Genomic DNA, 12,446 nt, shown 5'->3' on the forward strand with positions numbered 1-12,446 from the left:
ACATGCGAGGAGGATGTGGTCCGCCACTTCAGGCGGACCATCGGCCGACGTCGCAGGACCTACTTCTTCATCGCCATTCCGATGTTCTTGCAGACGAATTTCGTCGTGAAGGCCTTGGTGTAGTCGGTCTCCGGCTTGAACACCTTGATCGCTACCATCTCGTCGAAAAACGCCTTATAATGCGCGTCGGTGATGCAGCCGATGCCCTTGTCCAGGCTGTCGCCGGATTCGATGATGCCGTATTCCTTCATCTTGGCGATGGAGTAGGCGATCTGCCCATCCGTCATTTCAGGATTGTCCTTCTTGATCAGCTCGTTCGCCTTGCTGTTGTCGCCGTAGAGATAGTTGTACCAGCCTTCGATCGAGGCATCGACGAAGCGTTGGACGACATCCGGCTTCCTGTCGACCATCGTCTGCGTGGTGGTGATCATCGTCGAATAGGGCGAATAGCCGTTATCGGCGAGCAGGAAGACCTTCGGTTCGAAGCCGGCCTGCTTCTGGATCTCGTAGGGCTCGGAGGTGAGGTAACCCTGCTGGGCGGATTGCTTGTCGGCAAGGAACGGCGCGGCGCTGAAATTGTAGGGCTTGTACTGCTCGTCCTTGAAGCCCTTGAAGTTCGCCTTCATCCATTCGAAATAGGTGAGGTAACCGTCCTTGCTGAGAAACAAGGTCTTGAGCTTGGCGAGATCCTCGAATTTGTCGATACCCGCATCCGGATGGGCGATCAGGACTTGCGGATCCTTCTGGAAGATCGCCGCGACATCGACCAGCGGAATGCCCTGTTCGACAGCCGATACCTCGCCCTGCGGCCCACCCATGTAGAAATCGATCTTGCCGGAGATCAGCAGCGCGCTGTTGGCCGCGTTCGGGCCGCCCTGCACGATCGTGACGTCGAGGCCGTGTTTCGCATAGGTGCCGTCGGCGACCGCCTGGTAAAAGCCGCCGTGCTCGGCCTGTGCCAGCCAGTTCGTTCCGTAGCTCACCTTGTCGGCCGCATGCGCCGTAACGGCAGCGGCGAGCGCGCCGCCAAGGCCCATGAGCGCGGAAAAGACCGTATTCTTCAGTGCATTGGGCATGATCAGCATTCCCCTTTTGAGTTCGCAACGCCGGTGATGACGTCGGATTTTCTTCATTTGAGCGATTGCTTTGCTGTTTGAAAAGCATCAAATTTCGTGCGCAATGATGCCTTTTTGGCATCTCAGCAACGGCCTGTTCCAAATTTGCGCTGTCTGCTTCAATTTTATGCAACGAGGTTGCGATGCTGCACTCCAGAAAGCTTCTCTATATCAACGAGATTGCCCGCTCGGGTTCGATCCGTAAGGCGGCAGCGCGCTTGAACGTCGCCTCGTCGGCGATCAACCGGCAGATATTGGCGCTGGAGGCGGAGATGGGGGCGCCGCTTTTCGAACGCCTGCCGCGCGGCCTGCGCCTGACGGCGGCCGGTGAACTCTGCATCGAACATATTCGCGAGGTGCTGAAGAATTACGAGCGGCTGGAGGGCCGCATCCGCAGCCTGAAGATGCAGCAGGCCGGCAAGGTCCGTATCGTCACCACGGTTGGGCTTGCCGCCGGGCCGTTGCCTGACATCGTTTCCCGCTTCCAGTCGGAGCATCCGCGAGTCTTCATGCAACTGCGCAACGATGCCGGCACGATGACCGTCAATCCGGTGCTTTCGGGAGAAGTGGATATCGGCCTCGGCTTCAATATTCCGGCCACACCCGGTATCCGCGCGCTCGGCAGTTTCGACATCCCGATCGGCGTCGTCCTGCCGCCCGGCCATCATCTGATCGGGCCGGGTCCGATCAACCTTGCCGACATCGTCCAGGAACGCCTGGTGCTGGCCCAGCAGGGCACCAGCCTGCGTGAGGTGATCAATCTGGCCTTGGCGCGCCTCGACGTGCATGTCGAGCCGGTGCTTGAAACCAATGCCTCGGAGATGTTGAAGAAGCTGGTCAAGTCGGGGGCGGGGCTGACGATCCTCAACCCGCTCGACGTCATCACTGAGTGCCGGCAGGGCGAATTGGTCTTCCGGCCGATCGCCGAGCCGCATGCGCGCCACCAGCCGATGAAACTTTTTGCCCGTGCCCGTGCGCCGCTCGATTCCGCCACCAGCCTGTTCGTCGAATATCTGCTCGCCGAACTTGCCGGCCTCGTGCAGGAACTGCAGGCCAAAGGTCATATCGCGATGGAAAAGCCTGTCGCCCCGTAGGTCGCTTTCATCCGCACTATTGTGAATAGAGGTTGGAAAGCGGGTAGCGCTTCAGGTCGGACAGCAACTCGATGAAGCCGCTGACCTGATGGCGGCAGATCGCTTTGCCTTTCTCCACCGTTCCGCGCGAGGCGTCACCAACGACGCCGGCCGGATTGAGGTCGTGGGCGATCCAGGCAAGCGAATGCGGCGGCAGCGGCTGGATATATCGCGATTGTCCGCGCATCCATTCGGCCTTGGAGGTGAAATTCTGCGCCTTGTCCATCCGCACCAGATCGGGGCGGAAATGCAGCATCAGCGAGGTCTCGACCTCGCCGCCATGGATGCCGTATTTCAGCTCGTCTTCGCTGATCATGCCTTCGGGATGCCCGAAGCGGCCCCATTGCGTCGAGACGACAGCCATCTGATAGCGGACGCGCAACTCGCGCGCGACGATGCTCATAATGTCGACATTGCCGCCATGCGAATTGACGATGACCATCTTGCGGATACCGGCTTCGGCAACCTTGGCGCCGATCGCCGTCCAGACAGGAATGAGCAGCTCCGCGCCGAGCGACAGCGTTCCCGGCCCGTAGATATGTTCGTTCGCCTTGCCGATCTCCTGCGTCGGCAGGACCAGGAAATCGAGGTCGTCGGGCTTCTGCTGTCGCAGTTCGGCCAGCATGCCGTTGGCGATCGCCACATCGGTCGCGATCGGCAGGTGCGGGCCGTGCTGTTCGGTCGAGGCGATCGGCAGGATGGCAATGGTCGTATCGGGTGAAAGTCCGGCGAAATCGGAGCTGTTCAGTTCGTTCCAGTAAAATGGCATTGCCATCGCCACACCTCTCATTGCCGTTTCAACAGTGAGTAGGAAATATCGCTGCACGCGAAAAGCATCAATTTGCGCCCGCACCGATGCCTTTTTGCGGATGATGCAGCGATGGCGGCCGTGCAGAGGGCAGGGGGCCAGCATTGCATGAGCTGGATGCGGCTAGGAATTCACTGAAGCCATTGCGCCGACGCGTCTGCAATGGTTTGCTGGCGCCTCTGCAATTCAACGCTCTCCGGTGATTCCCAATGTTCGATATTCTGTGGCGCGGCCTGGCGATCGGCGCCGGCGCAACCATCCTCATGGACCTCTGGGCGATCGTGCTCACCAAGTTTTTCGGCCAGACGGCGCCCAACTGGGCCCCGGTCGGCCGCTGGTTCTGGCACCTTCGCCGCGGCAAGATCTTTCACGACAGCATCGCCGATGCCGAGCCCTATGCGCATGAGCTGGCGCTCGGCTGGATCAGCCACTATGCCGTCGGCATTCTCTATGGCGTGATCTTTGCGCTGATCATGGGGCAGGGCTGGCTTGCCGCCCCGACATTCCTCCCCGCCTGGATCTTTGGCATTCTCACCGTCGGGGCAGGATGGTTCCTGCTGCAACCCGGCCTCGGCATCGGCTGGGCCGCTTCCAAACATCCGACCCCGAACAAGGTGCGGTGCTTCAATCTGCTGGCGCATACGGTGTTTGCGTTGGGGCTCTACGGTACGGCGCTGATCATTCGCTGAGATCGCGGCCTGCCCCTCATTCGCCTGCCGGCACCTTCTCCCCGCCTGCGGGGAGAAGGGGATATGTGGCGACCTCTCGGTTCCCCGCTACCTCTCGCAGGGCACGTCCCCTCTCCCCGTCAGAACGGGGAGAGGGCTAGGGTGAGGGGCATCTTTGCGGTCCGAACCTCGCCCTACCGCGCCGCCCAATTGGCGCCGCGGCGGAAGATGGTCTTCATCTCGGGCACGTCGAATTCCTTGGCCTGGTGGCCGAGCGAGGAATAGAAAACCCGGCCCTTGCCGTATTTCCGCTTCCAGACGACGGGCATGACGACGCCGTCGATCCAGTAGGCGTGGTCGCCGGTGAACTTCGTCGTCGCCAGAACCTCGTTCGAGGGGTCGACATGCATGTAATATTGCTCCGATGTATAGGGGAAATCGGCAATACCCTGCATTAGCGGATCGTCGGGCCGGGTAATGTTGACGGTATAGTCGATGATGTTGCCGGGGTGAGCCACCCACTGGCCGCCGATGATGAACTGGTAGTCGACCGAATCGCGGAAGGCATCGCCCGCGCCGCCGTGATAACCGGCGATGCCGACGCCGCTCTCGATGGCGGCGGCGAGGTTCTTGACCTCCTCCTTCTCGATCTTCGACATCGTCATGATCGGCACGACGAGGCTGAGATCGTGGACGGAAGGGTCTGCAAGCGCCTCGGTGCCGTGTTCGAGATAGACCTTGAAGCCGTCCTCCTCGAGCATGGTCTTGATGACTTCGGCGCATTCCTGCGGCTCATGGCCGCTCCAGCCGCCCCAGACGATCAGTGCTTCACGCATAGTCTTTCCTCCTGAAATTATTTCGCCAGCCGTCCGCCGACGATGGAATCGGACAAGGGGGCAGGGCGCTCCGTTGCCGTTGATATCGTCACCGTCCTGCCGGTCGCAGCCGCGGTGTGGAACGCTTCCATGACCTCGAGCACGTGCAGCGCCAGATCGCCATTGGCCCGATGCGGCCGGTTGGAGCGGATCGCATGCGCCATGTCGGCGACGCCGAGCGAGCGGTAGTTGCCGTCGGCATAGGGTGCAGTGACCGGCTGGTCCTCGAATGAACCGCCCTTCTTCAGATATTCGACAGGGCCTTCAAACTTGTTCGGATCGGGCACAATCAGCGTGCCCTCGGTTCCGTAGACTTCCAGCGGCACATGCTTGTGGCCGGCGACATCGAAGCTCATGGCGATCTGCACGACGGCGCCGTTCTCAAAACGCATCATGCCGGCGACATGCGTCGGTACATGCACGGGAATATGTTCGCCGTTGCGCGGCTCACTGGTGATCAGCCGCTCTGTGCGCGGCGTCGTCGCAAAGCCGGCAACCTCGGACACCGGCCCGAGCAGATTGACGAGATCGGTGATGTAATAGGGGCCCATATCGAGCATCGGCCCGCCGCCGACTTCGTAATAGAAGGCCGGGTTCGGATGCCAGCGCTCATGGCCCGGGCACATGAAGCTTGCCGAGCCGCCGACCGGCTGGCCGATGACGCCCTGGTCGATCAGCGCGCGGGCCGTCTGGTGGCCGCCGCCGAGAAAGGTATCGGGGGCAGCGCCGATGCGAAGATTCCGCGCTTTGGCGGCGTCGGCCAATTTTTTCCCTTCTGCGAAATTAATCCCGAGCGGCTTTTCCGAATAGGTATGTTTGCCGGCTTCGAGCGCCTGCAGCGCAACCGCGACATGGGCTTTCGGGATCGTCAGATTGACGATGATCTCAACCTTGGGGTCGGCGAAAAGCTCCTCGACCGATCTGGCGGGAACGTTGAACTCCTTAGCCTTCGCCTCGGCCAATTCCCGGTTGAGATCGGCGACGCCGCGGATGTCGAGAATGGGAAAGGATGCCATCGCCTTGAGATAGGCGCCCGAAATATTGCCGCATCCGATGATGCCGACACCGACTTTTTCCATGAAGTCCTCCATTCATCTTGATTGTGCTGCTCGTCAGAGCGCCGGCCCTGTCGTGTTCCAGGGCGATTCGTAGAGTTCGTAGAGCGCCACCGCCGCCGCACCCTGGGCCCAGAAATCGTCGGTCGAATCGTCGAAGACGAGTTCGCTGACGCCGCGCAGCGACGGCGGGATGGCGAGCGCATAGGCATCGCGCAGGCTGTTCAAAAACGGTTCGCCGAGCGCCAGGCTCGACCCCACCAGAATGACCCGCGGCGGCGCAAACAACGTCACGATGTTGGCAATCGTCAATCCCACCGCTTCGCCGGCGCGGATGGCAGCACCGATCAGCCGGTCGTCATCGGCCTTGATCAGCGCCTGGGCATGGTTCATACCGCGCCCGAGCCGGATTGCTTCGGCAAAACGCCCATCGGCCTGCTGTTCGCCGAGGATTGCGCTTTCGCCGGCCTGGCTGGACAGCCGAACGACGCCATTTGGCCCCATGCCGAGCACGAGGTCGCCGAGATTGTGGCTGAGGCCGCCGGCGCCGCGAAACAGGCTGTTGCCGTGCAGGACGCCGAGCCCCAGCGTCTGCTCCAGTGAAATCAGCACCATATCCTCAAGATCGCGGGCTTTGCCGAACCAGTGATGGCCGAGCGTGATCGCGTGAGCGTCGCTTTCGACGATGGTTGGCGTCGAAAGCCGCGTCGACATCTCGGAGGCGAAATCGACATTGGTGTCGCGAAAGATCGGGCTGCTGCGGATATAGCCGGTGCGGTGCTCGATGACGCCGGGAAAACCGAGGCAGACGCTGTCGACGTCTTCAAGCGACAGCCCGGCATCGACGACACAGCGCCTGACGCCATCCTCGACCAGATCGGCAATGACACCGATCGGCTGCCGGTCGAGACGGATCGGCAAAGCCAGCTTCGACAGCACGTCGCCGCGGAAATTGGTGACGACGAAGACCATCCGGTTGGCGGCGATCTTGCCGCCAACCACCCGCGCCGCATCCGGATTGAGCTCCAGCGCCACGCGCGGCCTGCCGCGCACCGCCTCATTGCGGATATCGCCCTCGTGACGCGGCAGGATCAGCCCGTCGTCGAGAAGCGAGGCGGTGATGGCGGAAACCGTGGTGGTGGAGAGTTCGGTGCGCTCGCTGATCTCGATCCGCGAGATCGGACCATGGCGCCGGACGGTATCGAGCACGTTCAAGCGATTGATCGCGCGCATTAATTCGGGATCTGCGGTCTTCATGAGAACTAGCCAGGCAAGCGTTTCGTTGGGCGGAACCCAAATATTTATAACGGGGTACGAAATAAATAGCGGGCAATTTCGCGGTCATGTCAAGCGCATTTGATAAAAATAGCGGCATTGGGTTGACATTGGATGAAAGCTCCGGTGAATTAATCCGCATAGGGGAAAAATTGTGAGGATAGACCCCTGGGAGGAAAATCAATGAATTTTATGCTGAAGAACGCCGCTTTCGGCGGCAGGCGCATTGTATCCATGGCCGCGGCAGCCGGCCTGTTGCTGGCGGGAGCGGGCGCCGCCTCGGCGACGACGGTGGTGAAATGGCTGCATCTCGAGCTCGACCCGAAAAACGTCGCGGCCTGGGAAGACATCGTCAAGAAATACGAAGCCCAGCACCCGGACGTCGATATCCAGATGCAGTTCCTCGAAAACGAGGCCTTCAAGGCGAAGCTCCCGACATTGCTGCAATCCGACGACGTGCCGGATTTCTTCTTCAGCTGGGGCGGCGGCGTCTTGAAGCAGCAGTCCGAGACCGGCGCGCTGCTGGATGTGACGGCAGCCCTCGATGCCGATGGCGGCAAGCTGCGCAACGCCTATACCCCGGCCTCGGTCAACGGCCTGACTTTTGACGGCAAGACCTGGGCCATTCCCTATAAGGTCGGTCTGGTCAGCTTCTTCTACAACAAGGCGCTGTTTGCCAAGGCCGGCGTCAAAGCCGAGGACATCAAGAACTGGAGCGATTTTCTCGCCACGGTGAAGAAGATCAAGGCGGCAGGCATCGTGCCGATCGCCGGCGGCGGCGGTGAGAAATGGCCGATCCATTTCTACTGGAGCTATCTCGTCATGCGCGAAGGCGGCCAGAAGGTCTTCGACGCGGCCAAGAACGGCGAGGGCGAAGGTTTCCTCGATCCCGCCATCATCAAGGCCGGCGACGATCTCGCCGAACTCGGCAAGCTCGAACCTTTCCAGCCCGGCTATCTCGGCGCGACCTGGCCGCAGACGCTCGGCGTCTTCGGTGACGGCAAGGCGGCGATCATCCTCGGCTTTGAAGCAACCGAAGCCAATCAGCGCAAGAATGCCGGCGACGGCAAGGGTCTGGCACCCGACAATATCGGCCGTTTCGTCTTCCCGACGGTCGATGGCGGCGCCGGCAAACCGACGGATACGCTCGGCGGTCTGAACGGCTGGGCCGTCACCAAAAAGGCCTCCAAGGAAGCGATCGATTTCCTCGCTTTCCTGACGAGTGCGGAGAATGAGCGGGCGATGGCCAAGGCCGGCATGCTTCTGCCCGTTGCCGTCGGCGCCGATGATGGCGTCGTCAACCCGCTGCTGGCCGAATCGGCCAAACAGCTTGCAGGTTCGACCTGGCATCAGAACTTCTTCGACCAGGATCTCGGTGCTGCCGTCGGCCGTGTCGTCAACGACGTCTCGGTGGAAATCGTCTCCGGCCAGATGAATTCCAAGGACGGCGCCCAGATGATCCAGGACGCTTTCGAACTGGAACAATAACCAGCGCCCGCAGACCCTTCCCGGCGCTCCCAGCTAAGAGCGGGAGCGCCGGCATTGCTGCCGACGATATGCGAAAGCAGGACCCATGGCCAATATTTCTGTCCCCTCGATGACCTCAGCCGTACGGCCGGCCCGAAAAGCCGCAAACAGCAGGAGCTCGGTCGCCCATGACCGGCTGACGGTGCTGTTGATCTTTCTGCCGCCGGCGCTCTTGTTGTTCACGCTCTTCGTCATCCTGCCGATGGGCGAGGCGGCCTGGTACAGCCTCTACAAGTGGAACGGCTACGGAACGCCGACCGAGTTCATCGCGCTCCGCAATTTCCAGGTTCTGTTTCGAAATGCGGCTTTCACCCAGGCGCTGTTCAATAACGGCCTGATCATCGTCATCTCGATCTGCATCCAGGTGCCGCTGGCCATCTGGCTTGCGACAATGCTGGCCCACCGCATTCCCGGTGTCGTCGGCTACCGCCTGATCTTCTTCCTGCCTTATGTGCTGGCCGACGTTGCCGCCGGCCTGATCTGGCGCTTCGTCTATGATGGCGACTACGGCCTGTTTGCCGCTATTTCCAACTTTTTCGGTTTCGCCAACCCCTACGTGCTCGCCGACAAGGATGTGGCGATCTATGCCGTGCTCGGGGTCATCGTCTGGAAATATTTCGGTTTTCACATGATGCTGTTCATCGCCGGCCTGCAATCGGTCGACAAGAGCGTGCTGGAGGCAGCCGAAATCGACGGCGCCACCGGCTGGCAGAAGTTCCGCTATGTCACGCTGCCGCTGCTCGGCTCGACCTTGCGCCTGTCGATCTTCTTTGCCGTCGTCGGCTCGCTGCAGCTCTTCGACATGATCATGCCGCTCACCGGCGGCGGGCCGTCCAACTCAACGCAGACGATGGTCACCTTCCTCTACACCTACGGCGTCATGCGCATGCAGGTCGGCCTCGGCAGCGCCGTCGGCGTGGTGCTGTTCATCATCTGCGTCACGCTCGCCTTCGGTTACAAAAGGATCTTCATGCGCCATGACTGATATGAGCTCTTCCATCCGCATGCGCACCTCCACCCGCGTCTATCTCTACGTGTCGCTGAGCCTGATTGCCGCGATCGTGCTGGTGCCGCTGCTGACGACGGCGCTCGGCGGCTTCAAGACGCTGGGCGACCTGCGCACCAACCCCTTCGGAATGCCGACGGAATGGCAATGGGCAAACTATACCGACATTCTGTTCGGCGAACGCTACTGGCTGCAGATCGGCAATTCGCTGGTTATTGCCGCGCTCACCGTGCTCTTGACGCTGATCGTCTCGTCGATGGCGGCCTTCGCCTTTGCCCATGTCCGCTTCTTCGGCTCGTCCTTCCTGCTCAACTATTTCCTGCTCGGCCTGATGTTTCCGGCGGCAACCGCAATCCTGCCGCTCTTCATCCGCATCCGCGATCTCGGCCTGCTCGATACCTATTGGGGCGTGGTTCTGCCGCAGGTGGCCTTCGGCCTCGGCATGAGCATCCTTTTGTTTAGAAACTACTTTCGCAACCTTCCGGAAGAATTGTTTCAGGCAGCCTTCGTCGACGGCTGCGGTTATCTCAGATTCTTCTGGCATATCTCGCTGCCGCTTTCCCGGCCGATCGTCGCCACCGTCAGCATCATCTCCTTCGTCGGCAGCTGGAACAGCTACATCCTGCCGCTGATCATGCTGAACTCCGAATCCAAATATCCCTGGCCGCTCGGCATCATGGTCTATCGCGGCGAGTACGGTACCGAATGGCAGCTGGTGCTGGCCTTCATCACACTGACCATCCTTCCCACCATCATCGTCTTTTTCGTCGCCCAGCGACACATCATCGCCGGCCTGACCGCCGGCGCTGTCAAGTCCTGAGCCGAACCCTTGGAGGTGCATTTATGGCATCCGTTGAACTGAACGATATCCGTAAGACCTATGGCGCCGTCGATGTCATCCATGGCATCTCGCTCAATATTCAGGATGGGGAATTCGTCGCCTTGGTCGGGCCTTCCGGCTGCGGAAAATCGACGCTGCTGCGGATGATCGCCGGCCTCGAGGAAATCACCGATGGCGAGATCTCCATTGGCGGCAAGGTGGTCAACGCCATGACCCCACGTGAACGCAACATCGCCATGGTCTTCCAGTCCTACGCGCTCTATCCGCACATGACCGTGGCTGAGAACATGGGCTTCAACTTGAAGCTCGCCGGCGTGGCCAAGCCGCAGATCGAGATCCGCGTCGCCGAGGCCGCGCGCATGCTCGACCTTGCCCAACTGCTCGACCGCAAGCCGGCCCAGCTTTCCGGCGGCCAGCGCCAGCGCGTTGCCATGGGCCGCGCCGTCGTGCGCAATCCGGCCGTCTTCCTGTTCGACGAGCCGCTCTCCAACCTCGATGCGAAACTCCGCGTGCAGATGCGCTCGGAAATCAAGACGCTGCACCAGAAGGTGAAGACGACCTCGATCTACGTCACCCACGACCAGATCGAGGCGATGACGCTCGCCGACCGCATCGCCGTGCTCAATCAGGGCAGGGTGGAGCAGCAGGGCACGCCGCTCGAACTTTACCGGAAGCCCGCCAATCTCTTCGTCGCCGCCTTCATCGGATCACCGGCGATGAACATGCTCGACGGCACCGTGGAGGGCGAAAACGGCGAACCCGCCGCCCGCCTCGAAGACGGCACGGCAATCCGCATCGCGCCCGACCGCAAGGTCAAGCGCGGTCAGGCCGTCACCATCGGCCTGCGCCCCGAACACCTCGTTCCCGGCATATCAGCCGGAACGCCGCTTGCCGGTCGCACCATGCTGGTCGAACCCACCGGCGCCCAGACCCATGTGGTTTTCGACCTTGCCGGACAGCAGGTGACCGCCATCGTCGACGGCGAATACCCCGTCCGTTACGGCGCCGTGTTCGAAGCAAGCATTGCCAGCGACCAGGTGCACGTTTTCGACCGCGGCAGCGGCGTGGCGCTCTGAAGCGGATCGCTTGTCGTTATGGCAAAACTGCTGCGCGTTTTTTGCGCGACATGCCGTAGGCGCGAATTCACGATGCCGGACAACGACAAAACCGCCGAGCAAGCCCGGCGGTCCTAACTGCTGATAAAGACAGCCAGCGACTATTCCGCCGCGATCCGCGAGACGCCGTTGGCCTGGACGATCTTATCCAAGAGCGCCAGTTCTTCCTGGGTGAGATCCGTCAGCGGCGGCCGCACCGGGCCGGGGTTCTGCCCAAGGACGCGGAGGCCGGCCTTGATGATCGAGACGGCATAGCCCTTCTTGCGGTTGCGCAAGGCGACGAAGGGGAAGAAGAAGCCCTTCAGGATCTCGTCGACGGTCGCTTGATCGCCGGTGCGCAAGGCGCCATAAAAGCGCTGGGCCAGCGCCGGCACGAAGTTGAAGACCGCCGAGGAATAGGTCGTCACGCCGGCGGCAAAATAGGCCTGGGCATAGACCTCATGGGTCGGCATGCCGCCGACATAGACCAGACGGTCGCCAAGCAGCGTCGTGATCTCGATGACCTTGTCGACATCGCCGACGCCATCCTTGAAACCGATCAGGTTCGGGCATTCGTCGGCAAGCCGGGCAATGCTTTCGGCTGTCAGGACGGCATTGTCGCGATTATAGACGATGACGCCGATGCCGACCGATTGGCAGACCGCCTTGACGTGGGCGACGAGGCCGGCCTGTTCCGCAAACATCAGATAGGGCGGCAGCAGCAGCAATCCGTCGGCGCCGGCCTTCTCGGCCGCCTGGGCGATCTCGATGGCGAGCGACGTGCCGTAGCCGGTGCCTGAGATGATCGGCGTCTTGCCGGCCGAGGCCTTGGCGGCCCTGATAACCTGCGGAATCTCGGCCGGATTGAGGGAGAAGAACTCTCCGGTGCCGCCGGCGGCAAACAGCGCAGCCGCATCGTAGCCCGCAAGCCACTCGACATGGCGGCGGTACTTCGGCTCGTCGAATTTCAGCTGATCGTCAAAATGCGTCACCGGAAACGAGAGGAGACCGCTACCGACGGCCTTCTTCAATTCAATCGGGTTCATCAT

General features: G+C 61.3%; 12 protein-coding genes. 6 read left to right on the forward strand and 6 right to left on the reverse strand.

The window, feature by feature from the left end; translation table 11 throughout:
* Positions 1 to 59: 59 nt before the first annotated feature.
* On the reverse strand, positions 60 to 1,076 hold the full coding sequence (locus GR197_RS11960) for an ABC transporter substrate-binding protein (RefSeq protein ID WP_164009607.1): 1,017 nt from the start codon (positions 1,074 to 1,076) through the stop codon (positions 60 to 62).
* A gap of 182 nt (positions 1,077 to 1,258) precedes the next feature.
* On the opposite strand from GR197_RS11960, the gene GR197_RS11965 reads away from it, so the two are divergent.
* The gene (locus GR197_RS11965; RefSeq protein WP_164009609.1) at positions 1,259 to 2,209 is read left to right on the forward strand and encodes a LysR family transcriptional regulator; all 951 of its coding nucleotides are present in this window, start codon (positions 1,259 to 1,261) and stop codon (positions 2,207 to 2,209) included.
* A 16-nt stretch (positions 2,210 to 2,225) separates the two neighbouring features.
* Here GR197_RS11965 and GR197_RS11970 read toward each other — a convergent pair whose 3' ends face one another.
* Positions 2,226 to 3,023 (reverse strand): creatininase family protein, encoded by a 798-nt coding sequence (locus GR197_RS11970; protein ID WP_164009610.1) that lies wholly within the window; start codon positions 3,021 to 3,023, stop codon positions 2,226 to 2,228.
* A gap of 242 nt (positions 3,024 to 3,265) precedes the next feature.
* Between GR197_RS11970 and GR197_RS11975 the strand changes: the two genes are divergently transcribed.
* Positions 3,266 to 3,745 (forward strand): DUF2938 domain-containing protein, encoded by a 480-nt coding sequence (locus tag GR197_RS11975; RefSeq protein WP_012557618.1) that lies wholly within the window; start codon positions 3,266 to 3,268, stop codon positions 3,743 to 3,745.
* A 173-nt stretch (positions 3,746 to 3,918) separates the two neighbouring features.
* Here GR197_RS11975 and GR197_RS11980 read toward each other — a convergent pair whose 3' ends face one another.
* Genes GR197_RS11980 through GR197_RS11990 form a run of 3 tightly spaced genes read right to left on the reverse strand, consistent with a single transcriptional unit; the run spans position 3,919 to position 6,911 of the window.
* Positions 3,919 to 4,560, reverse strand: coding sequence for a ThuA domain-containing protein (locus GR197_RS11980; protein WP_164009612.1), 642 nt, complete (start codon positions 4,558 to 4,560; stop codon positions 3,919 to 3,921).
* A 17-nt stretch (positions 4,561 to 4,577) separates the two neighbouring features.
* Positions 4,578 to 5,678 (reverse strand): Gfo/Idh/MocA family protein, encoded by a 1,101-nt coding sequence (locus GR197_RS11985; protein WP_164009614.1) that lies wholly within the window; start codon positions 5,676 to 5,678, stop codon positions 4,578 to 4,580.
* Between the two features lie 33 nt (positions 5,679 to 5,711).
* The gene (locus GR197_RS11990) at positions 5,712 to 6,911 is read right to left on the reverse strand and encodes an ROK family transcriptional regulator (RefSeq protein ID WP_164009616.1); all 1,200 of its coding nucleotides are present in this window, start codon (positions 6,909 to 6,911) and stop codon (positions 5,712 to 5,714) included.
* A 201-nt stretch (positions 6,912 to 7,112) separates the two neighbouring features.
* On the opposite strand from GR197_RS11990, the gene GR197_RS11995 reads away from it, so the two are divergent.
* The 4 genes from GR197_RS11995 to GR197_RS12010 all read left to right on the forward strand — a co-directional run bounded on the left by GR197_RS11995 (position 7,113) and on the right by GR197_RS12010 (position 11,379).
* Positions 7,113 to 8,417: an ABC transporter substrate-binding protein gene (locus GR197_RS11995; protein ID WP_164009618.1), complete on the forward strand. Its 1,305-nt coding sequence runs from the start codon at positions 7,113 to 7,115 to the stop codon at positions 8,415 to 8,417.
* Positions 8,418 to 8,502: 85 nt separating this feature from the next.
* Positions 8,503 to 9,441 carry a carbohydrate ABC transporter permease gene (locus GR197_RS12000; RefSeq protein WP_164009620.1) on the forward strand — a complete coding sequence of 313 codons (939 nt, stop codon included), beginning with the start codon at positions 8,503 to 8,505 and terminating at the stop codon, positions 9,439 to 9,441.
* Entirely contained in the window at positions 9,434 to 10,282 is an 849-nt protein-coding gene (locus GR197_RS12005) for a carbohydrate ABC transporter permease (RefSeq protein ID WP_164009621.1), read from the forward strand. The genes GR197_RS12000 and GR197_RS12005 overlap by 8 nt, the downstream gene beginning before the upstream one ends.
* Before the next feature lie 23 nt (positions 10,283 to 10,305).
* The gene (locus GR197_RS12010; protein ID WP_164009623.1) at positions 10,306 to 11,379 is read left to right on the forward strand and encodes an ABC transporter ATP-binding protein; all 1,074 of its coding nucleotides are present in this window, start codon (positions 10,306 to 10,308) and stop codon (positions 11,377 to 11,379) included.
* A 140-nt stretch (positions 11,380 to 11,519) separates the two neighbouring features.
* Here the strand turns inward: GR197_RS12010 and kdgD are convergent, their stop codons facing one another.
* Positions 11,520 to 12,446, reverse strand: a complete 927-nt coding sequence (gene kdgD, locus GR197_RS12015; protein WP_164009625.1) for a 5-dehydro-4-deoxyglucarate dehydratase — start codon at positions 12,444 to 12,446, stop codon at positions 11,520 to 11,522.

The organism is Rhizobium phaseoli (assembly GCF_010668805.1).
Taxonomy (GTDB): domain Bacteria; phylum Pseudomonadota; class Alphaproteobacteria; order Rhizobiales; family Rhizobiaceae; genus Rhizobium; species Rhizobium phaseoli_A.

Bases quoted from the DNA above. Each gene is read 5' to 3' on its own strand.
- GR197_RS11990 (WP_164009616.1), bottom strand. From the start codon at position 6,911: ATGAAGACCGCAGATCCCGAATTAATGCGCGCGATCAATCGCTTGAAC.
- GR197_RS11985 (WP_164009614.1), bottom strand. From the start codon at position 5,678: ATGGAAAAAGTCGGTGTCGGCATCATCGGATGCGGCAATATTTCGGGC.
- GR197_RS11970 (WP_164009610.1), bottom strand. From the start codon at position 3,023: ATGGCAATGCCATTTTACTGGAACGAACTGAACAGCTCCGATTTCGCC.
- GR197_RS11980 (WP_164009612.1), bottom strand. From the start codon at position 4,560: ATGCGTGAAGCACTGATCGTCTGGGGCGGCTGGAGCGGCCATGAGCCG.
- GR197_RS12005 (WP_164009621.1), top strand. From the start codon at position 9,434: ATGACTGATATGAGCTCTTCCATCCGCATGCGCACCTCCACCCGCGTC.
- GR197_RS12010 (WP_164009623.1), top strand. From the start codon at position 10,306: ATGGCATCCGTTGAACTGAACGATATCCGTAAGACCTATGGCGCCGTC.
- GR197_RS11960 (WP_164009607.1), bottom strand. From the start codon at position 1,076: ATGCCCAATGCACTGAAGAATACGGTCTTTTCCGCGCTCATGGGCCTT.
- GR197_RS12000 (WP_164009620.1), top strand. From the start codon at position 8,503: ATGGCCAATATTTCTGTCCCCTCGATGACCTCAGCCGTACGGCCGGCC.
- kdgD (WP_164009625.1), bottom strand. From the start codon at position 12,446: ATGATGAACCCGATTGAATTGAAGAAGGCCGTCGGTAGCGGTCTCCTC.
- GR197_RS11975 (WP_012557618.1), top strand. From the start codon at position 3,266: ATGTTCGATATTCTGTGGCGCGGCCTGGCGATCGGCGCCGGCGCAACC.
- GR197_RS11965 (WP_164009609.1), top strand. From the start codon at position 1,259: ATGCTGCACTCCAGAAAGCTTCTCTATATCAACGAGATTGCCCGCTCG.
- GR197_RS11995 (WP_164009618.1), top strand. From the start codon at position 7,113: ATGAATTTTATGCTGAAGAACGCCGCTTTCGGCGGCAGGCGCATTGTA.